This is a genomic window from Aromatoleum toluvorans (genome assembly GCF_012910905.1).
Lineage (GTDB): Bacteria > Pseudomonadota > Gammaproteobacteria > Burkholderiales > Rhodocyclaceae > Aromatoleum > Aromatoleum toluvorans.
On sequence record NZ_WTVN01000001.1, the window covers coordinates 197,884 to 224,380 of the forward strand.

General features: G+C 62.8%; 18 protein-coding genes and 1 pseudogene. 7 read left to right on the top strand and 12 right to left on the bottom strand.

Annotated elements, in window-relative coordinates; translation table 11 throughout:
- From GPA22_RS00870 to GPA22_RS00885, 4 genes are all read right to left on the bottom strand, one after another.
- On the bottom strand, positions 1–2,832 hold the full coding sequence (locus tag GPA22_RS00870) for a helicase-related protein (RefSeq protein WP_169254201.1): 2,832 nt from the start codon (positions 2,830–2,832) through the stop codon (positions 1–3).
- Between the two features lie 3 nt (positions 2,833–2,835).
- Positions 2,836–8,157 carry a DEAD/DEAH box helicase gene (locus GPA22_RS00875; protein WP_169254202.1) on the bottom strand — a complete coding sequence of 1,774 codons (5,322 nt, stop codon included), beginning with the start codon at positions 8,155–8,157 and terminating at the stop codon, positions 2,836–2,838.
- A gap of 61 nt (positions 8,158–8,218) precedes the next feature.
- A complete protein-coding gene (locus GPA22_RS00880; RefSeq protein WP_169254203.1) occupies positions 8,219–9,646 on the bottom strand; it encodes a nucleotidyl transferase AbiEii/AbiGii toxin family protein in 1,428 nt (475 codons plus the stop codon).
- Positions 9,639–10,436 carry a type IV toxin-antitoxin system AbiEi family antitoxin domain-containing protein gene (locus tag GPA22_RS00885; RefSeq protein ID WP_169254204.1) on the bottom strand — a complete coding sequence of 266 codons (798 nt, stop codon included), beginning with the start codon at positions 10,434–10,436 and terminating at the stop codon, positions 9,639–9,641. The genes GPA22_RS00880 and GPA22_RS00885 overlap by 8 nt, the downstream gene beginning before the upstream one ends.
- A 799-nt stretch (positions 10,437–11,235) precedes the next feature.
- On the opposite strand from GPA22_RS00885, the gene GPA22_RS00890 reads away from it, so the two are divergent.
- Positions 11,236–11,469: a TrfB-related DNA-binding protein gene (locus GPA22_RS00890; protein WP_169254205.1), complete on the top strand. Its 234-nt coding sequence runs from the start codon at positions 11,236–11,238 to the stop codon at positions 11,467–11,469.
- 53 nt (positions 11,470–11,522) lie between these two features.
- Here the strand turns inward: GPA22_RS00890 and GPA22_RS00895 are convergent, their stop codons facing one another.
- From GPA22_RS00895 to GPA22_RS00925, 7 genes are all read right to left on the bottom strand, one after another.
- Positions 11,523–13,811, bottom strand: a complete 2,289-nt coding sequence (locus tag GPA22_RS00895) for a DEAD/DEAH box helicase family protein (RefSeq protein ID WP_169254206.1) — start codon at positions 13,809–13,811, stop codon at positions 11,523–11,525.
- Positions 13,812–13,922: 111 nt separating this feature from the next.
- Positions 13,923–14,891: a hypothetical protein gene (locus GPA22_RS22580; RefSeq protein WP_211168861.1), complete on the bottom strand. Its 969-nt coding sequence runs from the start codon at positions 14,889–14,891 to the stop codon at positions 13,923–13,925.
- Positions 14,892–15,155: 264 nt separating this feature from the next.
- Positions 15,156–15,491 carry a hypothetical protein gene (locus GPA22_RS00905; RefSeq protein WP_169254207.1) on the bottom strand — a complete coding sequence of 112 codons (336 nt, stop codon included), beginning with the start codon at positions 15,489–15,491 and terminating at the stop codon, positions 15,156–15,158.
- Between the two features lie 101 nt (positions 15,492–15,592).
- On the bottom strand, positions 15,593–16,237 hold the full coding sequence (locus GPA22_RS00910) for a hypothetical protein (RefSeq protein WP_169254208.1): 645 nt from the start codon (positions 16,235–16,237) through the stop codon (positions 15,593–15,595).
- A 171-nt stretch (positions 16,238–16,408) separates the two neighbouring features.
- Complete coding sequence (locus GPA22_RS00915) at positions 16,409–17,512, bottom strand: DUF6094 domain-containing protein (protein ID WP_169254209.1); 1,104 nt, start codon at positions 17,510–17,512, stop codon at positions 16,409–16,411.
- Between the two features lie 502 nt (positions 17,513–18,014).
- Entirely contained in the window at positions 18,015–18,674 is a 660-nt protein-coding gene (locus GPA22_RS00920) for a DUF3275 family protein (RefSeq protein ID WP_169254210.1), read from the bottom strand.
- 328 nt (positions 18,675–19,002) lie between these two features.
- On the bottom strand, positions 19,003–19,482 hold the full coding sequence (locus GPA22_RS00925) for a DUF3577 domain-containing protein (protein ID WP_169254211.1): 480 nt from the start codon (positions 19,480–19,482) through the stop codon (positions 19,003–19,005).
- A 676-nt stretch (positions 19,483–20,158) separates the two neighbouring features.
- Here GPA22_RS00925 and GPA22_RS00930 point away from each other — a divergent pair.
- The 6 genes and pseudogenes from GPA22_RS00930 to GPA22_RS00950 all read left to right on the top strand — a co-directional run bounded on the left by GPA22_RS00930 (position 20,159) and on the right by GPA22_RS00950 (position 24,836).
- Entirely contained in the window at positions 20,159–20,491 is a 333-nt protein-coding gene (locus tag GPA22_RS00930) for a hypothetical protein (RefSeq protein ID WP_169254212.1), read from the top strand.
- Between the two features lie 100 nt (positions 20,492–20,591).
- Positions 20,592–21,566 (top strand): replication protein RepA, encoded by a 975-nt coding sequence (locus tag GPA22_RS00935; RefSeq protein WP_169254213.1) that lies wholly within the window; start codon positions 20,592–20,594, stop codon positions 21,564–21,566.
- 691 nt (positions 21,567–22,257) lie between these two features.
- On the top strand, positions 22,258–23,136 hold the full coding sequence (locus GPA22_RS00940) for a DNA-binding protein (RefSeq protein ID WP_169254214.1): 879 nt from the start codon (positions 22,258–22,260) through the stop codon (positions 23,134–23,136).
- A gap of 112 nt (positions 23,137–23,248) precedes the next feature.
- Positions 23,249–23,443, top strand: a pseudogene (locus tag GPA22_RS23055) (DUF72 domain-containing protein); the annotation flags it as partial.
- A 121-nt stretch (positions 23,444–23,564) separates the two neighbouring features.
- Positions 23,565–24,149: a DUF72 domain-containing protein gene (locus GPA22_RS22880; protein ID WP_343035914.1), complete on the top strand. Its 585-nt coding sequence runs from the start codon at positions 23,565–23,567 to the stop codon at positions 24,147–24,149.
- 207 nt (positions 24,150–24,356) lie between these two features.
- Complete coding sequence (locus GPA22_RS00950; RefSeq protein WP_169254215.1) at positions 24,357–24,836, top strand: H-NS histone family protein; 480 nt, start codon at positions 24,357–24,359, stop codon at positions 24,834–24,836.
- A gap of 220 nt (positions 24,837–25,056) precedes the next feature.
- Here the strand turns inward: GPA22_RS00950 and GPA22_RS00955 are convergent, their stop codons facing one another.
- Positions 25,057–26,496 (bottom strand): hypothetical protein, encoded by a 1,440-nt coding sequence (locus GPA22_RS00955; RefSeq protein ID WP_211168864.1) that lies wholly within the window; start codon positions 26,494–26,496, stop codon positions 25,057–25,059.
- Position 26,497 lies beyond the last annotated feature (1 nt).

Consider the following 26,497-nt stretch of genomic DNA (forward strand, 5'->3'; position numbering starts at 1 on the left):
TCAGACCCCCACCGCAGGAATGAGCACGTAGACGCCCACGACGTCCACCGGCAGGCTGGCGGTCACCTGGTACGAACCCTTGGCCTCGGCTGCCTCACGTACGCGCCGATGGTCCTGGAGCAAGGCCTGGGCGCGTTCCTTCGCCATGGCCTCCAATTGCGCTGTCCAAGCGGGGAGTTGATCGAGCGCTTGCTGCAGGTGCCGGTCCCGGATGGGCGGCGGCATGTTTCGCACCGCCTCGGTCCCCAGCAGCAATCGGGCAGCATCGGGCGCCAACACTTCCGGACTCCCCGAGCCGGCGACGGTCACGGCAACGGTCTCTTCGCACAGCATCAGGCGCGTCGCAGTACCACGGGTCACGGAGAGCTGATGGCGCAGGCGCAAGAGCAGGACGGTCGTCCTGAGGCTGACGTTGCCAACGAAGGCGGCACCCGCACGCGCCACGGCATCGGCGTCGCTGGCGTCGGCGGCCTCCTCCAGTGCGCGCTCAAGCAGCGTGTCAGCCAGCGCAGCAACGATGGGATGGGTGCGATGGATGAAGAGCGAGCCCGGCGCAGGCGGTTGGTAGAAGCTGACGCGCAATGTGCCGATGAAGCTGTCGGCGGCAAGGCGTTCACGCACGGCCAGCGGGAGCTGATCAAGGTTTAGCTTGTGGTGGCCTCGGTAGTCTTCCAGGGACACGCCAAGCTTTGCCACCGCCCGTGTGACGAATCGGGCGACGTCGTCTTCGCCGCCCAACACGGCGGCCGACTTGCGCCACTCCGGCAGTACGTCTTCAGGCTTCAGGCGGCGCTGGGCAAAGATGGAGCGGTTCCTGGCCGCTTTCTCGCGGGCGCTTTGCCAGGCCGTTTCGATTTCCTTCGCCGGAGCGCCAAACAACTCCAGTTGCGATTGCGCGTTGAGCGCGTTGCCCTTGCGCAGCAGCACCGCGTTGAGCAGTGCCTGGGTGAGTTTGCCCTCGTCGTCGGGCATGGGCACCAGCACGCCCAGTTCCTTGCGGATACTCTCTGCCTTGCGCAGGATGACTTGCAGCACCGCGCCGTCGACCGGGTTATCCTCGCCGTAGAGCATGGTGCTGCGCACCTCGCGGGCCTTCTGCCCGAAGCGGTCGACTCGACCGTCTCGTTGTTCGTGACGTGTCGGATTCCAGCTCAGGTCGTAATGCACAACGGCGGTGAACAGGCTCTGGAGGTTGATGCCCTCGGACAAGCAATCGGTGGCCACCAGGATGCGCTTGTCGCTGTCCCCCAGCTCCTCGACGGCCGCCTCGCGTTCGCCGGGCGTGAATTCGCCGGTGACGGCCTTGATGGTGACGTCCTTGAACTTGGTGCGCAGAAAGTCGGCGAGGTAATGGGCGGTGGCGATGTAGCGGCAGAAGACAACTGGCAGGAAACCCTCCTTGAGCAAGCTTTGGAGGTGCGCTTGCAGCTTCTCGAGCTTGGGGTCGTTGCCCGGGCCGGCCAGGCGCTCGGCGGCGGCGATGAGTTCTCGCAGGCGGGCGGTGTCTTCGGTCTGAGCGGCCGGCTCGATGTCGTCGGTGGAAAGCGCATCGTCGAGGCCGTCGAGCACCCGCTCCTCGCCTTGCTGGTCGATGTCCTCCAGCGTGAGCTCGCGGCCGTCCTCCGCTCCGACTGCACCGTTCAAGCGTGTGCGCAGCGCGTTAACGGCTGCGGCCGGCGATGACGAGATGCAACGTAGCAGCGCCAGGGCCGCCCACCAGTTCATGCGCTGTTCGCGCAACGCCTTGCCTTCGGCCCGCTCCACCAGCTCCCGGGCATAGACCAGCACATCGTTGAAGAGCTGGCCCCAGGCCCCCGTGAGCCGGTAGGTGACTTCGGTGGTCTTGCGATCCGGGAACATCGAGGTGTCCTGCCACTCGGCAATATCCGGCCGGCGACGCTGCACGAAGTGACGGGACAACTCGTCGCGCAGGTCCGTCCGCGCGCCGGGCGGCAGGTCCTTGAGGGCGGGGAATTCCGACCGAAGCAGACCCAACAGGTTGTAGAAGGCGCTTTCGTCGCCGCTGTGGGGCGTGGCCGTCAGCAGTACCAGGTGGCGTTCCTCGTTCTCGGCCAACCCCTTGAGCAACTGGTAACGCTGCTGCCGCCCCTGTCCGCCTTGGGTGCAGGTATGCGCCTCGTCGACGATGACGAATTCCGGACAGAAGCGCTGAAAGGCTTCGCGACGCCGCTCGGACTTGATGTAATCGAGGCTGACCACGGTGAACGGATGGGCGTCGAAGACCGAGGTGCCGGGGGGCAGGTCTTTTTCCAGTCGGGCGGCGGTCGCGGTGCGGACCACCATCGCGTGGATGTGGAAGCGCTCGGCGAGTTCGCGCTGCCACTGCTCGCACAGGTGCGGCGGGCACAGCACCGTCATGCGCTGGACTTCGCCCCGGTCCAACATCTCGCGCGCGATCAGGGCTGCCTCGATTGTCTTGCCGACGCCCACATCGTCGGCAATCAGCAGGCGGACCGTCGCCTGCTTGAGTGCCATCAGCATCGGTACGAGCTGGTAAGCGCGCGGCTCGACCGCGATGTTGCCGAAGCTGCGAAATGGTCCAGCCCCATTACGCAGCTTGAGTTGCAACGCATCGAGCAGCAGTTGGCTGGCGGCGTGGTTGCGCGCCTGGCCGACACGTGGCCACGGGAACGTGGCTGGCCGAACAGGCTGTCGCTCTAGTGGCAGGTAGATGAGCGATTCGTCCTTTTCGCCACCACCCAGTGGACGCAAGCGCAGGGTGTCCTGGTCGGACTCGGGAAGGACAATCCATTCACGGCCACGGGCCGAGACCAGGCTGCCCGGATAGAACTCGGGGATCGGTGTATTCATGGGTTATTCGTTCTTGCTGGCACCAAACAGGTCGGCGTGGGCGGCGAAGACAGCGGGCCATTCGCTGGTGATCCGCGAGAAGCGAACCACCAGGTAGCCTTGCTCCTCAAGGCGCCGGGTGATGGCCTCGTCCTTGGCGTTCTGACCCGCGGCTTCATGGTGAGGACCGTCGATGAAGACTGCCAGCTGGTATTCGTCGTAGAAGAAGTCGGCGCTGGTCTGCGCCGAAGCGATGGTGTGCTGCCCGCGGTCGGGCTTGCGGTGGCCATGCTGCTCGACATAAGCCAGCCAGGCTTGCTCCAGCGAGCTGCCTGCCGTACGCGCCAGCTCGGCGCTGTGCTGCTCGGGCGCCCGCCCGTGAGTGCCGAGCTCGGCTTCGGACTGCGTGAGGCGGCATAGCATCTCGAGCACCAGGCCACCGGCCTCCTCGTCCTGGCGGTCGATGAGCGGGTGATCGGGTTGGTTGTAGTAGGAGAGCAGGCATTTGTAGCAGCCCGCTTCGCAGATGGGCTGATTGTCGTCGTCCAACTCCTCGTCGAGCGCAGCCTTGACCCACGGCTGTCCTTCGGCCGGCAACTTGAAGTGCATGATTTCAAGCGCCTCGGCGGCCACGGCCGCCAGCGCGCTGGGCTCGGTCGCGAGGCGGGTCAGGACGCCGGCACCGCCCTCTGCGGCCTCATAAAACAGGATGGATTGCCGGTTGTCTCGCGTCGGCAAAGGTTCGGCCATCAGCTCGCTTTCTTCGAGCTGGTACACGGACTCAATGCCGCGCTTGAGCGCGTACTGCAGCGTGGTCAGCGTGGGTGCTGACAGCTCGCCCAGGCCGTGGTGGGGCCGGATGATGAGGATGTTGCGGCGGTCTTCGACGTAGGGAACGATGCGCTGCGGCGGCGTCTTGTCCGGCGGCGTGTCGTCTCCGTTGTCCTCGCCCGCATCATCGACCCCGCCGACCCAGTGGCCGGTAACCGGGTTCATCATGAACCCCAGCACCTTTTTGTCCTTGCGGCGGCGCCAGCCGAAGTTCATGCGCCAGACGGTGGCCGCCGGGCCGTACTGAAGCTCCAGCAGCGGACCTTGGGCATCCAGCACCTCGGTGGTGACCTTCTGCAGCCGCCCGTCCGACTCTGCGAATTGCAGGGTGGTCTGCATTTCGTAGCCTTGGCGCACCCGCTCTTCCTCGTTGGCGGTGATGCGTTCCGCGCGCTTGGTGGAGACGTTCTCGATGCGATAAAGGTGCTTGACCTCCTCGGCAGCCGCCAATGAGGCACCACAAGAGAAGCAGCGGTCGGCATCGCGCTGCGAACGGAAGTGACCATAGCCGCATGATGGACACAGGCGCGCTACCTCGGTGGCCAGGCGGGCGCCCTCGGTGACTTGGTCCTGACTGGTGATGGTGAGTAGCGCTTTGGTGACCCGGTACTGGCTGCCCTCGTGATAAATGAGGCTGTACGGACCGAACTCACCCAGCGCCAGGAAGCGTGGACGGGAGAGAAAGCTCTCGCGTCCGATGTTGCCCCGGCGCGCGGGGATGTAGGCCAGCAGGGGAAGGCGCGGGAAGTTGTAGCCGGGCAGGAAGCCCTGGCTCGCCAGGTAGCGGTAGGTGTAGAAGTCCGAGTTGAAGGCGCTCTCGCCGGCGAGCAGCAGGTCGCGCTGCTTGCGTGCTTCGTTGTGACGCTGCTGCGCTTCCCGGCGTTCGCGCTCGCTGGCAGCCGGGTTGTTCTCGATCTTGAAGTTCAGCTCAATCTGCCGCGCCGTGGCGCGATACAGATCCCGCCATCGTTTCAGGGCTTCATCAAGCTCCTTGTACGCGCGCTGGAAAACGGTCTCCGGCCACGCCTCGCTGAACCAGGGTGCGCGCTGCGGGGTGAGCTCGTCTTTGAGCATAGCCAGTACCGCCAGCCCACGCTGGTGGGCGCGCTTCTTCGCCTCGGGCTTGTCCAGGTCGGCAGCCAGTTCCTCCAGGATGGGCAGGGCCTCCGGGTGGTTCATGTCGAGCAGGCCGCGGATGCTGCTGTCGAGCTTCTTGCCGGTTTCGGCCAGCCAGATCGCGTGCATGTGGCTCTGCACGAGTTCGCGATTGGCGAGGTCCAGTGTCGGCGGATTGACCTGCCCATGGACCATCCGCACCGGGTCACGGAAATAGTATTGGTCGTGCGGGCTCTGGCTCGCGCAGTACGTGATCGCCAACGCCGGTTGACCTGCTCGCCCCGCTCGGCCGCTGCGCTGGGCATAGTTGGCGGGTGTAGGCGGCACGTTGCGCATGTAAACGGTGTTGAGCGACGAAATGTCGACGCCCAGCTCCATGGTCGGCGAGCAAAACAGGACGGGCAGCCATTCGAGCTCGCTACCTTTCTTGTCGCGCCACTCCTTGCGGTCCTTGTCGGTGAAGCGGAAACGCGCCTCGCGCTCGAGGCGGTCTTCTTGCTCGACTTGTGCCGTGTGCTCCCTCGCCTCGAAATCGAAGAGCTGGTGCTCGGGCTTGGCAAGCATTCCCGCGATGTTTCGGTACAGGTTGCGGAAAAATCGATTGTCATTCGATTGCTTCGGACTGACGCCGTCACCCGGGGTCCAAAGCAGAGCAGCGCCGTTCAGCTGCCAGCCTGTAACACCCACATCCGTTTCTTCTTGGCGAACGAGACCGTAGCTTTCGGCAGCCTTCAGTAGTGCATCGATGACGTTCGGGTAGGTGTCGTCCTTGATCTGGCCCACATACGGGTTGCCGCCGCCCCAGGTGCTGGGCTTCTTCAGTTCGCGCCCGATGCGGGAGCGGCTCGAACCAATGACCAGGAAATCGTCGAGGTTGAGCTTCCGACCACGAGGACCCACCTCCTCTTTCGGTCGGCGTGTGACGAACCAGCGCGCAGGAACGGGTCGCTCATCCTCCGTGAATCCCCAGGGCTCACGAAGGTTGGCATAGCTCTGCGTGCGTAATTGGTCGAGCTCAGTCCGATCGAGGTAGCGCGTGGCAATGCACAAGCCCTGGCGCATGGTCTCGAAAAGAACGCGCAACACTGCAGCGCGCTCTTGCGCAGTTGCGGCCTGAAGCACCTGAGGAGCATTGGCCCATTCGTCGGCATCTGCCGCGAGGTCGCCAATATCCTGATAGGTGATGCGGACGAGCCCGAGTTGTTCGAGGTTGGGGTTGTTGAAGCGCCAGCCGCGGCGTAGGTCGAAGAAACTCCGATAGCCCAGGATTGCCCGCATGGCATCCTTGACTTGGCGCCGGGTATTACCCTTGACATCCGGCTGCTGCATATATTCAGCGCGAACCGCCGGGTCATCACGATCAAAGCCCAGTGCCTCGAACACGGCATTGGCCACCTCCTTCTCCGACAGGGCCTCACCGTCGCCCTTGGTGAAGGCCGCCAGCAGCGCCGCACGCGTTAGCAGGACCTGCACAAAGTCGTTGAAATGGCCTGCCTGAAGCGCCGCGTCTTGGCGGTTGTCTGAGAAGCCCAAGACCTTCTTGGCCTCGGGACCGAGGTGTTCGTCCTGCTCGTACAGGTAGCGCAGCGATGCCAAAGTCAGCATCGTAGTTGCCGAGCTCCGCCCCTCCCCGGACAGCGATGTCAGTCGCAAGGAGTCCTTCCCCGAGGTTGCGTGTGTCGTACCGCAGCCGAGGCAGAACCGGAAGCTTCCCGGAATAAACCAAGCGCGCAGCCCGCCTTCGGTTGTCGTGACTCCATCCGGCCGCAGCCTTGCCGCTTGTGGCACGTACTTACGGTAGCTCGACTTGATGCGCCACTCGCTGTCAGCGCGCTCCTCGACCCAAGTTTCCGGGTACCGGTCAAGTTCGGCCTCGTTCCAGGTGCCTGCGGTGTCCGGCATTAGAAAGCCGAACTTCACGCCATCATCCTCGTGTTGGCGTTCGTCAATGCTCCGTCGCTCAAAGGCGCGCCCCTCCGGCCCGTCGACGTCCCAAACGGGCACATACTCCTGGCCGCAGTCACGGCAGAAATGGAGGTTGTAGAGGTGGCGACTCCGGTCGCCGGCCACGAACTGCTGACCGTCGAGGGTGATCTCGCGTTTCCCAGGGGCCTCGAGGGTTGCATAGACCTTGCCGCCACCGGAGATAAACTGGTGCAGCTTGAATGCGAACAGAGGCTTGCCGGCGTCATCCGCGACACTGTAGGCACTCAGCAGGAACCGCTCCAGGTATCCCCGGCATACTTCTTCAGGCCGCCCCGAGGTCTCAGCCAAGAGGGTCGCCGCTTGCTTCAGCGTCTTGGGTCGCGCCCGTCTCGGCTTGCCACTTTCGTAGTCCAGGCCCAGCGTGAGTTCGACCCAAACTGACACGGGGTGCGTAGCCAACTCGTCGAAGCGGAGGTCCGGTACACCTGCATCAATCGCAGCGGCCAACTTTGGGGCGACGGTCTTCAGCGTTTCCGCTGCGGGCGTCACGCGCTGCAGGGTTTCGGTGACGATGTTATGGCTGGGAATGGCGGTGCCGAAGAGCCGCGTGGCCACTTTGGCGACGGCGGCGTTGCGTTCCATCTCCGTGCCATCGGTCGCCATCGTCGCAGAGGTGCCGATGCACACCAGTTTGTCCCCGAGGGCCTCGCGAACACGGCGAACCAGCAAGGCTACATCGGCCCCCTGGCGCCCGCGATACGTATGTAGTTCGTCCAGAACGAGGAAGCGCAGCCCTTTGGCATTGCGCATCACCGCCTTGTCGATGTCGTTCTGCCGCGTCATGAGCAGTTCGAGCATCATGAAGTTGGTCAGCAGAATATCGGGCGGATTTGCAGCCATCGCTTCGCGTTCTGCGTCATCCTCCTGGCCAGTGTAACGGCCGAAGGTGACCGGCCGCCTGCCGGGCTCGCTGCCGAGGAATTTCTTCAATTCCTCCAACTGGCTGTTCGCCAGTGCGTTCATCGGATAGATGACGATGGCACGGGTCCGCGGCTCCGAGGCGGCCAGCTTCGCCTTCAAACAAGCATCGACGATGGGGATGAAGTATGAAAGCGACTTGCCTGAGCCGGTGCCGGTGGTCATCACATAGCTTTCACACGCTGCGGCGAGGCTGATAGCTTCTTGCTGGTGAGTGTGAAGAGGCAACGGAACGCCGACGGATGACTCACTCTTGCCCAGGCGAAAAATCTCCGCGCACTGGGGATGTAGTTGCCCGGCTTCCACGAGCTGTTGAACGGTCCCGCCCGGCTTGAAATTCGGGTTGACCTGAATGAGTGGCTCGGGCCAGTACTTTTGCGAGTCGTACGCCTTGGTGACGTACGACTGTATGTCTTCGGCCTTGATGCGCGTGAAACTGCGGGTGAACTCCGAGTACTCGTTGACGATGTGCTGGCGGAAATCGAAGACGTTCAAGCGTAGCCCCCCTGCGTCTTTTTGGGTCGTAGGCGCATCGGAGCATGACCTCGTACGATCATCATTGGTACCTGGTCCCCACCAGCCAACCCGTTCTTCCTGAACATGGCCATCCCTGCTCGGTCTTGTGCGGCCGAAGCGTCGAGTCGGACGTCTTGCGCTCGAACTTGCGACCGCACACCCCACACTGATAAATGAACGTCGGTCCATGCGCCTGGAAGGCGGACGCACGGGCAGAGGATCGAATCGGCTGCGTGCGACGGATTACGCTGCTGCCTGCACTCCGTGCGGCTGGCTGAATCGGTCCCGTCTCGGTCGGAGTAAGTTCGACGGCGTAACGCGGCGTGAAGGCCTGCGATGTCGCCTGCGCGCTCTCGATGCGGTCGAGCCGGTAGCTGCGCGGCTCGCCGGTATCGGTCTTGATCGCGTACAGCAGGATGTCGCCGACTTGCGTGCGCCGCAAGGAATACGGCTCGATGCGGCGAATGCTGCGTTGGTAGCCGAGATCGACGCAAAGATGATTGGAAGCAGCGAAGCGGATGATCTCGAGATACGACGATCCGGCTAGACCCTGGCGCCGTAGCGTTCCGACGGCCGGCCTGAACACGATCTCTTCGGCCGCGATCGGCGCGGTCGAGGGTTCGGCCGTTGGTGCACCACCCTGCAGCCAATCGAAGAACTCCGGCAGCGCGGCCCAGTAGCTTTCGAATGGCGGCAGCATCGGCAGTTGATGCCCAAGCATTGCCTGCCAGTCGCCACGCAGTTCGTCAGTGGCGCCGGCCAGACTCGCGAAGGTCGGTACCTCGATGCGCTTGAACGCGCACTTGCTTCTCAGGACATTGAGGACGGCATGCGCCGCCGGCCGGAACTCGCCATTTCGGAACAGGTTGATCACGTCGTATAGGTCGCGCGGCCGGCTGCGCTCCGCGAGGGCGCGCACTTTCTCGGCGAAGACTTCCTCATACGCGTAGCAGCGCGCCGTGATGCCGCCTTTGGGCATATCGCTGTAGGGGTGCCCTACTTGACGCTCGACCGGCGGCAGCACGAGCACCTCGTCGACCGTCAGGTCCAGCTTGACTCGAGCAGGGTCGCTCGAACGGCGGAGTGGCCCGCGATAGTAGATGCGGCCTTCGCAGCTCAGTCCGTTGCGCTTGTTGCGGTAGACGTCAAAACGCAGCCGGTCCACGGAAATCTCAAGGCCGATCTCGTCGTACAGAGCTTCGGCGACTTGGGTGAAAGCGCCCCTGAGGAAGCCGTCGTTCATCTGCGCTTCCGCAGCGATCGTGAAATCCAGGTCTTCCGAGAACCGGTAAGTCTCGAAATAGCACTTCTTCAGGCACGTCCCACCCTTGAAGGTCCAGGCGCCGGCCAGTTCCTCGTTACGGTAGATGCCGGCCAGGAGCCAAGCGAGGACGTAGTCCTTCTCGACGACCTCGGGCGCGAGCGAGAGATCGGTGGCGACTTCGAGGATCTCCGACCGATCAATCATCGGCGGCCTCCTGTTTCCAGCTTTCCGGAACCCATAGCCGCCACCGGCGGATCAGGCGCGGGCAAGGCAGCGCGGGATCGAGTTTCGCGTTCCCCATGGTGAGCCGCTCGGCGCAAGCTGCGATCAGCGCATTCGGCGCGCTGGCACGCTCCGCGAGGAAACCCAGGCGCTTGAACACCGCGCCGTTGCCGATTCTTTCGGCATAGCCAACAAGCGTTTCCGGCGACGCATCGGGTCGCTTCAGATAGCTTTGAAGGCAGTCGACGACGTGGCGGACACCTCCGCCCGATGCCGGGTCGTCGAGCATGTCGATGACGGTCCTGTGCGGATCGGACACCTGAAGCTTCGTGCGCCCGCGCCAGAGGACGCGTGTGCCGAATAACTTGTCCTTGGCCACATGCCGGAGGACGAATGTCGTGCCATGGACAATGTGCGTCTTCCGGCGGACGGGCTGGGCCGTGCAGACAAAGACGCTGCGAAACAGTTGCTCGGTCAGGTCCCAGTGATGTGCGGCGCTGGCGCCGCCGACATAGGCGGTACCGAACAACTCCGGAATCAGTGTCCACGGGTCTTCGATAACCTGATCACCGGGCGTGGAAGCGAGCGGTACGGGGGCATACAAGCCGCGCTGAACGCGCGCAATCCAGCCCTGCCGCTGCCAGCGCGCGAGGACCTTTGCCGCGGCGCTGCGGCCGACCCCGAGAGCCTGCGCGGCATCGTCGACGGTAATCAATGTCCGCCCCCCTCGTAGCACGGCAGACAGACGGCGGCGTCCTTCAGTCTTCAGCATACTGGAGCCTGAGTTGGTCTAACGTGGCCGCTCTAAGTCCCGCTTCACGGTGCTTCATGGAGCAGCAATGTACCAGACAGCCGGTACAATGAAAAGCCTGTTGTTCGCTTCATGTGGGCATTGACGAAGTCAGGCTATACCATGACTGCCAACTGGCCGAGCACCCAATACCCCATCCATTTACGCCCATTTAGCTCTTATACCCACCGTTCAAAGTCTCGTTCTGCAAACGTCTGTATTGGTGGAGTGCCATCCTCGGGGCCAAAGAAGGCAGTCGCTCAGGCTGATTTCCTCGCCAGTGTCGGCTGAGGGTTACTCTCCAACCGATCGTGGCTCATGACGCCATTGGCCGCTTGCCGATCAGCACTCGTCGACCACTACATCGCCGAATGTCAGCTGCAAGAATGTAACATGACGTCCAACATAGCCTGTTGCAGCTGCCAGCACCAGCATGTCATGGTCGGCTGCAGCCGAACACCACTCCGCCGTGCGCGGCGGCATACCGTTAGACCTGCGGTGCTAGACGGCCGCGCGCTGTTAAAGGCAAGTGTCGTAAGAGGCCGTTTGTCGGGCTGAGTCACCATCAGGGCCTCCCGCCTGATCGTACGGACCGTGGGCATCTTCCTTCCAGCCCACTTCCCGACGACCCCGCCCGTCGAGATAGTGATCTTTCCCGCAAAGAGTGCCGACGGCGCACCCAGCCGTGCAGCGACGATTCCATGCCATATGATGCGATCGGCGATTCAGCGCCGACGACTAGAACAGTTACCGGTGCCATTCCCACGACGAAAATCGCTCGATGACACCAGAACAATTCGAAGCAATTGCCAAGCTCATCCGCGCGCGAGAGGGGTCTGCCCAATCCGCGGCGCGGCTCGTGCTCATAGAAGGCAAGAGGGTAAAGGCCGCCGCTGAAGCCTGCGCGGTGACGAGCCAGTCCGTCAGCAAGGCCGTGCGCCGCTTCCGGGACACGCACGCCCTACTCTGCACGGCTTACCCACCACAAGCAGAGAAATCCGAACGTGAAGCGTGAATACCTGCGGGGGCAGCGTGAGCTGCCCCCGCAGAGATGCCCCGGATGGGACGTCAGGCGATCAACTTCTTTGCCAGCGCGACCTCGATGCTGTCGCCCGACTGATTGAGGACGTCCAGTCCGGTGTCGGGCATGTCGCCCGACGTCGATTGCGCGACGGCGATCTTTTGGGCCATGAGCGCGAGGCAGACCATCTGGGCGGTGTCCGCGTACCCGAAGAAATGCACATCCACCGGATGCCTCTGCCCGATTCGCCAAGAGCGTCGGGAGGCCTGCTGAAGGGTGTAGACGTTGTAGCCCGACTGCATGTAAGCGATCGTCGGAAAATCCAGAAGATCCAGGCCGGTCTTAACCAATTCCGGGTTGGTGATGAGCACATCGATACCGCGCTCCACCTGATCCGCGACCCAGTCTTCCCGCTTCGCCGCATCCACGCTCGCGCGCAACACGGCCACCGTGAACCCCTGCTGCTCGAGTTGGGCGCGGAGCCGCGTCGTCGTATCCCGCGTCCCGGTGTAAATGGAGTACACGAGCACTTTGCGGCCCCTGCCCTTCTCCCGCTGGCAGAGGTCAATCAGCGCCCGCTCCTTCGGGCTCACCTCGCCATCGCCGAAAATGGCTCGCTGGAACGCAAGTTGTGCCCGGCTTCGAGGATGCCTCACGAGCTCGTCCCGGAAACAACAATCAGGCCACGCCAGCAGTACCTGCAGGACCACGCCCAATAAGGTTGCATCGCCACAGCGCAGCGCCTGAACCAACTCGGCCCGGAGCACGCTCGCGAGCTTCGTATACGCCTCGCATTGCGCATCAGTCATGTCGACGGACTCGAAAACCTCCCGATATTCCGGTAGCACATTTCCACCAATGTCCTTCAGCTTCAGGAACACCGTGCAGGGCAAGACGTAGCGAATGATGCCCTTCGGCCCGAACCCCGGTGCCTTCGCAGTACGATGACTGATCGTCTTGCCCTTGGCGGTGCGGTGGGCATGCGCCCCCACTTCGCGGTAGATGTCCTTGACGACACCATGATCCCGCATGAACGCCATCGCGGCGGGCCCTAGGCTGCCCCGGACGTTCGTGCGATAACCGTCATCGATCATCGCCCGAGGATTCAGGCGCCATAGCAGGTAGAAGAGATCGTCCGCGTAGCCGCCCATGAGCGTCCCGGTCAGCAGCAAGATCTTCGTGCACTTGCTGGCCAGAACCGCCATGGCCTGGCCCTGCGCGCTGCCGGCGTTCTTGTACTCGTGCCCTTCGTCCACCACCAGGAAGCCGAAGTAGCATTGCGGCAGGTAGCGTTTGATGAACTCGGTCGCCTGATAGTCGCCCTGCCCGAAGCTGAACTCCATCGCGGCCATCGCGCGCTCCATTCGCGAAGCCTGCCGGTCGGAGAACACCAGATCACCCTCCTCGTCCATCAAGTTGATGAACTCGTAGAGGTTGTCCGTCAGCATGGCGCCGAGCATCTCTTCGCCGAATCGGCTCACGAGACGCTCGGCGGTCTTCGCTCCGATGGTGGGGAGTTGCTGGAGCGCATCGACCACCAGCTCGCGCTGCGTCCGCTGTGGCTTACCCTTTCGGGTCAGGGTCCACAACCGGGCGCCGCAGCGGCTGCAGGCGCAGCGATTTTCATCGAGCACCTGTCGCGCGCGGGGCACCGACAAGGGGATGTCGGTCCCGTCCTCGGCCTTGTTGGTCAGCCATTCCCCGCAGTCGGGGCAGCTCGCGTAGGCGTCGATATGGCGTGCGCCGAATTCGTCGTGATAGACCGTCTTGCGGACGACGAACGCGGGTCGCCAGTGAAAGCCCATGCGCATACGCGCGCGCCCCAGCACGAAGAATTCCGGCACAGTGGGCGCCGCGCGCATGGCACGCAGGGCGAGCAGCTTCTGCAGGGTATCGGGCCCGTTGAGGATCCACACGCGGGCGTCCGGCGTTGTCGTCTTGATCTCCCGGCGCCACTTATAGACTAGGTGAGGCGGCGAGAGCACGAGGGTGCGGTGGTAGCCGGCGTCGTGCATCACCGCACCGGCGGCGATCGCCATGATCGTCTTGCCGGTACCCATCTCGGCGTTGAGGACGACGGCGGGTTCGCCGGCGTCGAGCAGGAGGCAGGTCAAGGCCTGAACGGCTTCACGTTGGGCCGGAAACGGCCGGCGAGCGAGGCGATCCATCAGGACATCCCGATGAGGATCGGGCTTGCCGTCGTAGATCGGCGGGTTTTGCCGACGGACGGCCGCGAGGAGGCTGTCGCCGAATTCGTCGACGAAATCGGACAGCGCGAGGTTTGCGGGCTCCGGGGGGGTGGCGGCCGGAGCGAGTTGAGCCTGGGCAAGATGCATGAAGGTCTCCTGGAAAACGGCGGAGACCCAACCCCGCGGGTTTGTGTCCCCGCCTGGGTTGATGACAGCACGTTGGAATGGCTGAAGCTGTGCCAGCCACGAAGCACTCGGTCAGTACTCCTCGGGTAGGAGCAGCGTCGTCACACTCCGGTCCGCTTCGGTGATGACCCACACCGTGTTTTCGCCATAACCGCGGCTGGGTCGTGCCGGATCGATCGGATAGGCCGCCAAAATGCGGCCCTCGCCCGATTTCACCGCCTCGTCATTGAGCTCTCGGTCGGCACTCACGCCCCAGTCACCACGGGTGTAAGCAGCCAGGCACCGGTTGATCAGTTGCGGAAACATGTCGAGGAGGTCCTCGACACCCGGCGTCATGACCACCCTGCCGAGTTCGAACAAAGGGCTCCCTCCTGCAGCCCGCTCTGGCGGCAAGTCGTTGGCGATCGCCGCTACACGCAGCGCGGCATCGGCCGGCAACGCGTCGGGCTCGAGCGAGAGCACACCCGCGCTGACGCCCATCGACACGATGTCCTCGAACCGGTCGCCGAGGTTCACACGGACGCCGCCCAGTTTTCCGATGGGCGGGAACCTGAACGTGCTCAGGGGGGTGCAAAGGCGCACGCCCAGGCCGTCCAGCAGTGGCCCCTGCCAGTGGTCCAGGAGCGGCAAAGGGCTGAGCGCTTTGACGAGCGTCCATAGGCGCGAATGCGATATCTCGGCGCCATCGCCCAGCAGCCAGGCCGTGCGCCCAGCCCGGTCAGGCTGGACCAGGATCGGGTCGTACAGCCAGGTATGGGTGAGCGTGCCGAAGAGGTTGCGATCCGGAAACCGGCCGGTCAGCTTCTGGATACGGTCCGGATCGGGGACGTACGCCGTGTGACGTTGGTCGGATTCCACAATCGTGAAACTGGCCTGTCCGCCAGTCAGCAGGCCGCCCTGGTCGCGCGGCACCGAGAATGCCGACATGAACTGGAGCACCGATGTGTCGCGCCCATACAGGGAGAGCAGCAGGAGTTCGGACTGCTCGCTGCGGATGCAGGCATCCACGAACAGATCCGAGAAAGACTCGATCGAGAACATGATGGAGACCTCCATGACGGTGAGCCGATTGCCAGGCGGCGGTCGGCTGGGGTTGAAGAGAACGGGTGGATGGAACACGAGAACCCCGGGCCGAAGGCCGTACCTGTTTCAGGGGCTGACAGGTCGCAGTCGCGATGGGCCGACTCCGTGGAGCCGGCGACCATCAACGCGTAATGCCATTCGCACGAATCGCTTTTTCCAGTGTTTCTGTGACAGGCACTCGAAAAAGCCCCCGCGCCGGTGGCGCAGGGCTCGCAGGATTCTTCAATTTGAAGGCATCGCTTCGTGTAGGGCGGACAGCCACACGCGGCCGTTGTAGCTGATATAGGCGACCTGCTGGTCGCAACCGTCGAGCACCTCGCCCCCTGCCCAGTTGCCGGCACCAAGTGCGTGCTGGTCGATGAACGAACGCACGCGCTGGCGTGCGTCCTGGAGCGAAGTGACCCGTGCGAAACGGTTGGGGATCCCCAGCAGCGGTTGGCTGGGATCCTGTTGGAGATCCGGGTTGCCGCGGGTGAAAAGTGCCACCCGCAAGGCTTGAACGCGCTGCAGCGTCCACGCGTCGGATTCCCGGTCGAATTTCATCTGTCGGATGATCATGATGAGACTCCCGTGAGGCCCGTCGGGACGCCCCAACGGGGGCAGAACCCGATGGGCACGATTGAAGATGAGATGTGCGGATGCGGGCGCCGCGAGGGCCCTCACGTGCCGATGCGTCGCACCGGCACCAGGACGAACTGCTCGCCGGCGGCAAGCGCCGCCTTCAGGGCCGAGTCGTTCGGGATGTGGACCGAACGGGCGCTGGCATCGAAGAACGGCGACTGTTCGGTCAGCCGGTCGGAAAGCAGTGTCGCCAGGTCAGTCAGCGCGTCATGCACGGCGTCTTCCGGAAAGGGAGAATGCTGCTCGGCATCCATGTGATCGGCGCCTTCCACCAGCCGATCGGCGAGGTAGGTCAGGAGCGCGGCCGCCATCGGAAAGAGGGCTTCCTGCCAATCGACGTCGCCGTCGGCCCCAACCGGAATCTCCATCTGATCGGCGCCCGCTTCGGGAAGGAGCTCGCACAACCGGTTCAAGGCGCTCGCGAGCGCGTGATTGAAGGCGGTTCGCACCCGTTGGAGGATCGCCCAGAAAGCGGCGGGTTCGTCCTGCGCGCGGCAGGCCAGCGGCCAGATCATCTCCGTGGTGGCGAGGCCGGCAGCGTGACACATCAGTCTGGTGCGCAGAAAGTCGGTGCAATGGGCTCTCCACTCAGCGTCGTTCTGCACAGGGCGCGGCGCTTGAGTTCGGGCCGAGGCCAGCACATCGACCTCTCGCACGAGCACCCACATGAGATCGTGTTTCATGGCAAGTCTCCTAACTTGATGGATGGCTACGCGGGCAGCAGAAGGAGATCGCCCGAAGGGCCGTCTCCTTCGGGTCGCGTTGCTGAGGATGGTTGGGCGCCGATGAGCGCCCGGTCAGCGATGGCGGAAGCGCTCCGCGGCAAGCGTGAAGCCGGGCCGTGCGCCCCGCAGCTACTGGATGGTGACGACGGACCCCAGGCGGGATCCCGGCGTGAAGTCGATACCCCGGATGACGGGCACGAAGCGGTCGGTCAGGATGACGGTCTCGTTCGCGGTGCCGTCCGGGTTCTCGCTCAGTTCAACGGTGCGCACCTTGTCCTTGTAGGTATCGCCCTTGATGAGGAGGGTGCGTCCGCTCGCGGAAGTGACCACGCCTTGCGCCTGGCCTGCCGCCAGAGCGAGGGCGAGATGCCAGCGCCCCATCGCCTGCAACGGTGGCCGGTGTTCAGCCTTGCCGTCACCGAAATGGATGCCGAACTGGGGCCACAGACTGTGTGCGTACAGGCGTTGCACCTCGGCGGCGAGTTGGGCCGCATCGATCCGCACGGCATGGAAGCGAACGGCCTCCCCCGTTGTCACTTCGGGAACGAGATAGGGCTCCTCGGGCCACGCTTCCGGTAGCACGCGATCCAGGAAATCGCCCTTGCCCGCCGCTCGCAACATGGCGGCGATCGCCGGCTCGGGTCGAGCCGACCGTCGCCGCACACCGAATACGACACACTGCTTGAAATGCTGTTCGGGTGCCATGAAGAAGCGGACGCGGTCGAAGCTCCGCGCGATCAAGCTCGCGAACTCCTCATCGAATACGTGGTACGGCACGATCAGGACCAGGATGCCGCCGTAGGCAAGACTTGCGATCGACCTGCGGAAGAAGATCTTTTCCAGACGTTCGGCCTTCGCCCTGTCGCCCGTGTGGGCCCGGTCGGCAACGGCGTCACCGTAAGGGGGATTGAGGAACAGCAACCCCATCGTACGCGGGCCGACGACGACGTCCTGGACGTCGCTGTGGATCGCGACATCCAGCAAGGCCTTGGCATGCCAGGCGCGATCGGCGTCGAACTCCACGCCGAGTGCCTGGACGGCGGCGCCGCACTCGACCAGCGCACCCTTGAGCGCGTGCAACGCACATCCCTCGCCACAGCAGGGATCGAAGATGCGCAGATCGTCCCCGGCGATGTCCAGGGCGGCGATGATGCGCCCCAAGGTCGCTTCGTCGGTGGGGAAGTAACCGTTCTTGATGAAGTTACGCGCCAGGCGCGGGAAGATTAGGGCCATGATGCCTCCGTGAGGAAACCGCGGCTGCATCGGGCGGTACGGGCCGACGACGACCCGCGGGGGTGAGAAAAGGTGTCCCGGAGCGAAGGCTCCTGCCTGTTTCAGGGACTGACAGGCTGCCGGGCGGATGGCGCCGGCAACAGACAACGCATGAACGAACTCCCAGAGAAGGCCTGCACCCAAGCAGTCTGTGGGAACCCGCTGGTTCCGCTTCGGACGGAGTTTGGACGATGCCTTCGTCACACCGGCCGGCTCCGTCGCCAGCGGCCTGGGAGCACAAGGTGCACCGGTGCGAGACACCCCAATGGAAGGCCAGGGTGCCGATGAGAAAGCCGCGCGGGCGGAGTCGCCCACGCAAATGCCGCAACACATCGGGCGTGTTGCTGCCCAGCTATCGATGACGCCCTGACGGGCTTTCCGAATCAGCGCCGGGCGCCGCAGTATTGATTCGGAAAGCCCGCGAACGGGCGATTGTTTCGTCGGCCATCATGGCCAACGCACGTCACGTGTCGGACTTCGTGGCCAGGTATGCCTGGTACCGCTCCGACTCCTCCGGATACCACGTTTGCTCCTCAGGAATGAAGCCGTAACGGAGGCCGGCTTTCAGGCGGTTCCGTTGTTCCCTGAAGCGCCTGCGGTCGTCGATCGCGGGGTCAAGCTTCACCGGCTGGCGCGACGCCACCAATGCGTGGAGCTCCTCGCCGAACAAGGCACCGTCCGAGGAATCGCCGGGAACTGAGCTTGGGATCGCTTCGGACTCGTCAGGTGCCGAATCGGCAGGCGTTCTGCTCGGACTCGCGCCCTGCTTTTCGGCGGCCGGTGAGCCCTCGAGCGGCGTCGCACCGGATTCGTGGGTGGACTCGTCGGCCGGATCAGGCTCAGTCGTCGAGTCGGGAAGCGAGCTTTCGGTGCCGGCATGGATCTGCAGGTCGGCCAGGCGCGCCCGGATCTCCACCACCAGTCGGCCATTCGCGTTGTAGGACCACGAGAAAATGCGCTGGATGGTGTAGTGCCCGGTATAGACGCCCTCCTCAAACTGATCGAGGACGGGGTCCTTGACACGGAACTCGCCAATATCGGTGAGCAGGTCGCCCACACAGAATGGTCCGTTGGCGCCGTTGATGCGCTTGATGCAAAGGGAGCCCTCGACAGTCACGCTCATGGTTTCAACCTCCGTAGGATGGATCGGAGGCCTGCCCCGTCGGGGAGACGCCCCGATGGGTGACAACTTCATGGATGACGGATGGGGTCAGCCTGCCGGAAAAGGACCGCCAACTTTCGTCGGCGGGTCCGGTTTCAAGGAAGCACCGGTTTTCCGGACCAGCGCGGGGCGCTGACAGGCAAACCCATGTGAGAAAACCCCGGGCCGAAGGCCGTACCTGTTTCAGGGGCTGACAGGTCGCGCAGCGCACGTTTTTGCCGAAACGTGCAAAACAGGGGAAAGTCGGAATGGCTCCCGACGTATGAACGGACGCATCCAAGGTGACGCGTCACCCGTGGGTACCGTTGCGTGGCTCAATTTGCTGCGGCGGACGCTCGTATGTCGTCTCGCCATCCACTTTGACGTGACTCAGCAAGAAGAGACGGCCCTTGATGATGGCTCGCGGCTCCTGGGTCACCTGACCGGTGGTCTTGTCCTTGACCTCGGTCGTGTAGCAATGCGGGTAAATGTCCCCGATCTTGAACGCGACAAAGACCTTGCGGCCCGCATCGACGTCCCCTTGCAACGACTGCACCAGCTCGACGCAGGCGTCGTCGGTGACACGCACGTCGAAATAGCTATAGCTGGGATCCGTCGTGTCCCCGTGCAACGCGTTGATCGCGCAGGCGAGAAACGGCTTGCCTTGACGACCGCCGCCTTTGCGCGGATTCACCCAGCGAATGCGGGACAAATATCCGCATCCCTGCGTGTGCAGATCAAAATACTCCTTGTCGGGAGCAGCGGTATTGGAGTGCGCTTGGTCGGACATGATGATCTCCAAACAAAAAAATCGGGAGATCACACGCCCGACATCGGGAAGAGAGATCTTCCCGATCGGGTGGGTGACACTGACGAAGCCCCGAGCCCGAAGGCCGTTCCGGTTACAGGGGCTGACCGGACGCCGCGCAGCCATGCGGCTGAACGTCATACATATTCATACGCCGCGAAAACGCGATCGTCAAGGGTCGATTCATGGCCATGGGCTCAGCCCCCTCTCCAATTCAGGCACCCCGGGCATCAGCCTCGTTTCCGAAGCGCCCTTCGACTGTGCCACACAGGCCGAGGCGCAATCGAACGCGCCTTGCATCTCGCTGCGCGGTGACCGATAGTGGGCAGATCGCGTTCAATTTTCCTGCGCGGACGAGACACGTGGCCGAGACCGCAGTCCTTCCTCGCCGTGGGCTTGGATAGGCGCCGCTCGCCCTCTCGCGCCAGGTGATACCCGCCGTGGCACCGGTGCAGCACCTTGCGCGCACTGTCTCAGGCGACCGCCCACGATTTCGCTGTACGGCACTCGGGCCGATGACATCAGCAGCGGAGAAGAACTGTCCCATGCGGACTCGCCACGGCCGCCTCGCTTCCGACGCTTCGCCGACTTGCTACGGCGGTCCACCACACTCGCCCGCGCCGGCAATCGCGCCATGCCAAAGCCTGTGGAGACACCTATGACGAACATCGTCTCGATTGATACCCACCCTGCCCGCCTGCGACCCGGCGAGATGGCGCTCCACGCCGAGTACGGCTGGGTCGAGATTCTCGAGCGCGCCGGCTCGCGCCGAAGGATCCGCTGGATCGAGCGACCACCGGTTTCATCGGAGCTTCCGCGCACTGAGGTCGACCATGCCGGCGACGTCTCGATGGAATCGCCCGCCGTCTGGGAAGACTGGGTCGATGGCAATGCCTTGAAAGGGACATCCCGTCCCCTACCCGCATCGGGCCGGCGCGCGGCCGTTCCCCCTGCGATCCTGCCGCGGCGGACGACGGCACCGGAGGGATGATGCGATGGCTCGTATGGTCCCGGAACGGGAAAGCCCGCCGAAGGAGCGTCCAGTCGCCGCCGGAGCCGCCCGCCGCGCGCAAGAGGAGCATCGACCGCCCATGGCCGCAATCGAACCGAACCAGCTGACGCTGGATTATCGATCCGGGGACGCCGTTCCAACGTGGGTGCGCGAAGTCATCGACACCCACTTCGCCATCGAGGCGGAAGACGCGCGACACGCCGGCTCGCTCGGTTTCATGGCCCGCGCCCTCGTCATCGCCACGATGCCGTACAAGGATCCCAGGACGGACGTCTTCAAGCGCCAGAACGGGGATTTCCGCCTGCGGATCATCGCCGGCTACGAGGGTGGCATCCCATATGGCATCTATCCCCGCCTGCTGATGTCCTGGGTGTCGACCGAGGCAGTCCGCAGGCAGTCACCGGAGATCCAGCTGGGCGACACGTTGCGCGCCTTCCTGCGCGACGTCATGGACCTGCGCAGCAGCGGCGGCGGCGCCCGGGGCAGCGGCAGCCGCGTCGCCGAGCAGGTCAAGCGACTGTTCGGCTCTCTCATCACGGCCCATTACACCGGCAGCCAGCAGCAAAGGGGCTTCGTCCTCCGGAATGTGCTGATCGCAGAGAACCTGCAGTTGAACGATGCCGAGCTGATCGGCCTGTGGACGCCCCAGCACGCCCACGAAGCCGGCCGATGGCAATCTCAGGTCCGCCTGAGTAACGGCTTTTTCCGCGAATGCATCGACAACCCCGTGCCCATCGACCTTCGAGCATACAAGGCGCTGCGGGGCTCACCACTGGCGATGGACGTCTATACCTGGCTTACCTACCGGATGAGCTACACCCAGCGCCGCAGCCGCCCCATCCGCTGGGAACCCCTCATGATGCAGTTCGGCTGCGACTACGGTTCCGAGACCAACCAGGCCGTGCGCGACTTCAAGAAGGCATTCCTGAAGGCGTTGAAGCTGGTCCTCGCAGTCTATCCGCAGGCCCGCGTCGAGGTCGGAGACGCAGGCGTCGTGTTGCTGCCGTCCCGGCCCCACATCCTCCCTCCGCCCGTCCAGCACACCCTCTTCTGACGCCGGACGCCTGCGGCCACTGAAACCGCTCCCCGCGAGCCGACCAAGGCTTGCCCGACCATGTGCTCGGAGAGCGGAACGACAGCCCCTTCGCTGAAGAACTCCCGACCGTCAACGGGGAATGCCTGCACCGTCCCGACCACGACCCCAGCGCACTGAAGCGCCGCCGTTCCCGTCATCGCTTGCCGGTGGAAAACCCTGTAGATAACCCAAGTTATCCACGCTGAAGAACTCCCGCGCGGATTTCCCCTTAACAACAACCAGTTAAACCCGTTTCGCGCAGTTATCCACGCTGAACAACTCCCGACAGCATGCGCTGAACAACTCCCGCCGCTGACTCACCCATCGCCCGGAAACCCGCGCCAGTACTGCCTTTGCGACGATCGCCCAAGAGCTCCCCTGTATTTATATTTGTATACCTATATTTATTCCTGTATTAGCTCGGCCTTCCGGTGGAAAAGATCGCCGGCGTCAGCACAGCGCCCGCCGCCATCCACTCCGGCGTGATCGCCGAGCTCGGCCCGGGCGGTGGCCACAGGGACGTCCTTCCCGGAAACAAGCGCCGCGTAGTCTGCAGAGAAAAGTCCCCAACCTCGGCAACCGGGTGCCGTCGAAACGCGGCATCGGAGCTTGAAGCGTATCGTAACGTTATCTATAAGTACGTTACGTATCGCCGCAAGAGGAACAGGACATGCCGCGGGAACCCAGCATCACGTATGAGGAGGTCGCGGCCATCGCCGACACCATCAAGGCGACCGGCGGGAAACCTAGTCCACGGCAGATCCGCGAACGCCACGGCAGCGGCAGCCTCGGCACCATCCACCGGCTCTTTCAGCAGTGGGAGACCGGCCAGGGCGGCCACGCGGAGCGCAGCGCAGCCCTGCCCGCCCCGCTGCAGCGAGCCGTCCTCGACTTCATCGCGCACGAGGTGGCCGCCGCCCGCGCCGACCTCGAGGCCAAACTCGCCGACGCGCTCGCCGCCGCCAACGATCTCGCCACGGAGAACGAGCGTCAGGCCCGGCGCGTCGACACGCTGGAAGACACCTCGGAGGTCCTCCGGGGCGAAAAGGCAACGCTCACCGGCAAGGTCGCGCAAATGGCGGCCGACCTCGATGCCGCCCGCGACGAAGCCGCTCGGGAGCGTCAGGCCGCCGAGATCACCCGGACCGAGCTGGCGAAGGCCAATCTGCGCCTCGAAGCGATTCCGGGGCTGGAGAAGGACATCGAGCGTCTTCGGAAATCCATCGATGCCGAGCGCGCCGCACGCACGGATGCCGAGCGCCTGGCGGCGACAAGCGAAGCGAAGGCTGCGGGGCTCGCCGACCGACTGGCAGATGCCCACGAACGCCACAGGCAAGCCGTGGCAAGCCTCGAAGGCCAGCTTCAGGAGCAAAAGCAGCGATCGATGAATTTCGAAACCGAGCTGTCGGCGACACGGAAGGAGGCACGCGAGTTGGCGACCAAGCTTGCCGAGGTCATGGGCGAATTGGAGGGGTCACGGGCTCGGAACGTGCCTCGGCGGGACGCTGACATGAATCCCGCTCCGAGAGCCGAAACCCGTGACTCCTGACCCCGTCCGGCGGTCCACCGGCGCCTGTCGGTCAGTTCCATCGCCACGCAGCGACGCTAACCGTCTTGGCCTGTGCACGCTACCCTGAAAAAGATGCAACCAGGAGAGCGGCATGACCGGCACCATCCTCATCGGAACGGCCTCATGGACCGACAAGGCCCTCATCGAGTCCGGACTCTTCTACCCCGACGACGTGAAGACCCCAGCGGGCCGTCTCCATTACTACGCCACCCAATTTCCGATCGTGGAGGTGGACAGCTCCTATTACGCCATGCCTTCGGTGAGAAACGCCTTGCTATGGGCAGAGAGAACACCTCCCGACTTCACCTTTGACGTAAAAGCGTTTCGCCTTTTCACAGCACCAGACCGATCCGCAGGCATTACCGAAAGACATCCGGGATGCCTTGGGACCAGTGCAGAAAAAGAACGTGTATTACAAGGACGTACCGCCCGAGCTCAAGGAAGAGTTATGGACTCGGTTTGCAATGGCCGTGGAGCCATTACGTGCTGCCCAAAAGCTCGGGGTGGTGCTATTCCAGTTCCCGCCCTGGTTCGTGCCCTCCAGGGCGGCTTTCGATCACATCCTGGAATGCGCTGAACGGCTCCGGGGATTTCAACTGGCGGTGGAGTTCCGGAACCGGACATGGTTTGAGGGCGATCGGGCGGCCCAGGTGATGGCGTTTGAACGGGAACACCGGTTGGCACACGTCGTCGTCGATGAGCCCCAAGGCTTTGCCAGCAGTGTCCCCGCACTGTGGGAGGTGACGTGCCCGGACGTGGCGATTGTCCGGTTTCATGGGAGGAACACCGACACCTGGGACAAGAAGGGACTGAGCTCGTCCGGGGAACGGTTCAACTACCTCTATGCGACTGCGGAGTTGTCGGACTTGGCTGAGAAGGTCCGAGGGCTGGGGAGGAAGGCCAAGTCCGTACACGCCGTTTTCAACAACAACTTCGGTGACTATGCGCAACGGAACGCGGCCCAGTTCAGGCAGATGATGCTGGGGCTATGACGGAGCCCTGATAGCAGGACGCCTTCGGCAACCGCAATCGCCGAGCTACCGATCTGTGACGCTCACCTGCCGTCAACTCCCAAATCCTCTCGCCCCCAAAGGTCCGTTCAAAAGCAAATCGTTGTAACGGATTTTTCACGTCAAAGCTCTTTATACTTCACGCCGTATACATCCTTTCCTGCAGCTTTCTACGGTGCCCTACTCCCTATGACGGTGAATCTCAGCAACTACACTCTTACCCAACTCAAACAGCTTCGTGCGCGAATCGAAAATGAAATCGCAAGACAGCAATCGGCCGGAAAGGACGCCTTGTTAAAGAAACTCAAGAGGATGGCTCGCGAGCAGGGTTTGTCATTGGCAGACGTGCTGGGCAGCTCTCCCAAGTCGGAAAAGCCGAAGGCCAACGGCGCAACACGCCCGGTGGTCCCCAAGCCCCCTGTTGCGGTGAATTATCGTCATCCCTCGAAAATGGATCTCGCTTGGTCAGGGCGTGGCAGGAAACCTCGCTGGGTAGAAGCATGGCTGGCTCATGGCGGCGCTCTCGACGCCCTCGCCACTGCAGCAGCCAAATTCGACAAGAAGCAGCAGCGTGTAGCAAAGGCAGCCACCGATTCAGTCACTCCGACTCCGACAACTACGGTTGCCCCTGCAGATGCCGCGGAAGCTGAGGTAGCGCCGGCGAACTAACGCCTTGCCCCGCGGCCGTCGTTCCCCCTGCCCGACCACGCGTGACGGGAGTTGTGAATCGCCCCGCCCTCACCGACGTATTTTCGGCCGTTGCAATCATTCAGCCGGCGCGTATCGAGCGGCCGGACTGCAGTGACAGGACAGCCGTTCGAAAAATACTACGGAGCCCGATGGTCAGCACAACGGGCCCACACAATTTACAGATCAACTCTGAACTTGATCACTCATTGCGCCCGAAACGGGATAGCAATCCACAGTTGTTAGGACGTTCAAACCCAGAACTGCCCTCTAGGTATGTCGTAACCAACCGTCCAACAGACGAGACGACATCTTTGTCGGCGCTAATGAACCCAATTGGGAAACTTACAGGGTAAGAATCAGGCAATGAGACGTGATAAACAACAATCACAAACTCGCCTTCGAAGTGCAGCACCTCAACATTGCCGCCAAGGAAGCCCTCAATCAGCCCGTGAACCTTATCGGTATTAGGTTCAAACGCCCTTTTCCATTCGCGTGCTGTCTTCTGATCCTCTGGACCGGAGACGGGCAAAAAAATAGTCGGCAAGTAGAGCTTCCTATCCTTCGTACTAGCCTTGTCGAGAAGCTCACTGACTCTTACTTGAAGATTGCTGCTCTTCCCCCAATACGGGTCGCTAGGTGCAACCCAAAGGAATGGAGTGGGGGCCACGTCCGCCTTGCTTTCTCGCCTCGCCTTGATGATGGGAGCCAGGTGTTTCTGGAGCAATTCCCAATTTGCCGACGAATAGATTGGTCCGATAAAGGTGGCTCTCTTCTTCTGACTGTTCGATTCCAGCTTCGTCAATTCTTCGAAGAATTGCGGGCTGACGGAACTGCCCTTCGAGTCGAAGAGCTTCAACGTCTCGCCATCACCAATATCGAGCATAGCTTTCGCAAGCTCGCCGAAATTGCTGGGTCTTGCCAAGCGGTCAAGTTCCAAGGAGATTTGCTCATGCACGTAGTCTGAGCTTTTCAGCCTCTCGAAATCCTCCCGCTCGACGCTTCTGCCATCCTCGTCAACCTTGAACTGAACCGGCAGTCTGACGGGCATCTGCTTAATCTTATTGACCGAATTCACGGTGTAGACATTCGGCGAGTCCTTTTCATCCTGGGTCAGCGACCTTGAAAGAAAACCTTTCTGCAAAATTTCATGGAACTGACGCTGGAAATGCTTTTCCACATGAGTCTCACTACAGGATGCGTTCTCGTCGTCAACCTTGATTGAGAGACCAGCTTTCCATTTTTCAGAAGAGTTGTCTTTCCCAAGGCATGAGAAGGATGCGAGGTCGAAAGACAAGCAAGCCGTACTGTCTCGAAGCAGCGACAAACGCGGAACCTCGCCGAGCTCCGTGAAGTAACCGCTGGATTTCTCCGTAAGGGTGAGACGACCATTTTCGGACAATGTCAGTTCGCCGCGTTCGACGAGGTCATCAATCGCCTCTTGAACTTCCTTGCGTGAAAAGCCGAAGAAGGTCGCAACCTGCGACATAGACATTGGCGCAAGGTGGATCAGACGAAGAACGAATTCGCGAACGAAAGGCAGCCCTTTTTGGGTGATGTACGAGAAATTGATGTTGAAGCGTTGCGCTGGCAACAGGAAGTCAATCTCGTGATATATCGTAGTGTTTTCCAATGTCGTCACC

Excerpts from the sequence above, each read along its gene's own strand:
- GPA22_RS00870 (WP_169254201.1), bottom strand. The coding sequence starts at position 2,832 with ATGAATACACCGATCCCCGAGTTCTATCCGGGCAGCCTGGTCTCGGCC.
- GPA22_RS00880 (WP_169254203.1), bottom strand. The coding sequence starts at position 9,646 with ATGATTGATCGGTCGGAGATCCTCGAAGTCGCCACCGATCTCTCGCTC.
- GPA22_RS00885 (WP_169254204.1), bottom strand. The coding sequence starts at position 10,436 with ATGCTGAAGACTGAAGGACGCCGCCGTCTGTCTGCCGTGCTACGAGGG.
- GPA22_RS00890 (WP_169254205.1), top strand. The coding sequence starts at position 11,236 with ATGACACCAGAACAATTCGAAGCAATTGCCAAGCTCATCCGCGCGCGA.
- GPA22_RS00895 (WP_169254206.1), bottom strand. The coding sequence starts at position 13,811 with ATGCATCTTGCCCAGGCTCAACTCGCTCCGGCCGCCACCCCCCCGGAG.
- GPA22_RS22580 (WP_211168861.1), bottom strand. The coding sequence starts at position 14,891 with ATGTTCTCGATCGAGTCTTTCTCGGATCTGTTCGTGGATGCCTGCATC.
- GPA22_RS00905 (WP_169254207.1), bottom strand. The coding sequence starts at position 15,491 with ATGATCATCCGACAGATGAAATTCGACCGGGAATCCGACGCGTGGACG.
- GPA22_RS00910 (WP_169254208.1), bottom strand. The coding sequence starts at position 16,237 with ATGAAACACGATCTCATGTGGGTGCTCGTGCGAGAGGTCGATGTGCTG.
- GPA22_RS00915 (WP_169254209.1), bottom strand. The coding sequence starts at position 17,512 with ATGGCCCTAATCTTCCCGCGCCTGGCGCGTAACTTCATCAAGAACGGT.
- GPA22_RS00920 (WP_169254210.1), bottom strand. The coding sequence starts at position 18,674 with ATGAGCGTGACTGTCGAGGGCTCCCTTTGCATCAAGCGCATCAACGGC.
- GPA22_RS00925 (WP_169254211.1), bottom strand. The coding sequence starts at position 19,482 with ATGTCCGACCAAGCGCACTCCAATACCGCTGCTCCCGACAAGGAGTAT.
- GPA22_RS00930 (WP_169254212.1), top strand. The coding sequence starts at position 20,159 with ATGACGAACATCGTCTCGATTGATACCCACCCTGCCCGCCTGCGACCC.
- GPA22_RS00935 (WP_169254213.1), top strand. The coding sequence starts at position 20,592 with ATGGCCGCAATCGAACCGAACCAGCTGACGCTGGATTATCGATCCGGG.
- GPA22_RS00940 (WP_169254214.1), top strand. The coding sequence starts at position 22,258 with ATGCCGCGGGAACCCAGCATCACGTATGAGGAGGTCGCGGCCATCGCC.
- GPA22_RS00950 (WP_169254215.1), top strand. The coding sequence starts at position 24,357 with ATGACGGTGAATCTCAGCAACTACACTCTTACCCAACTCAAACAGCTT.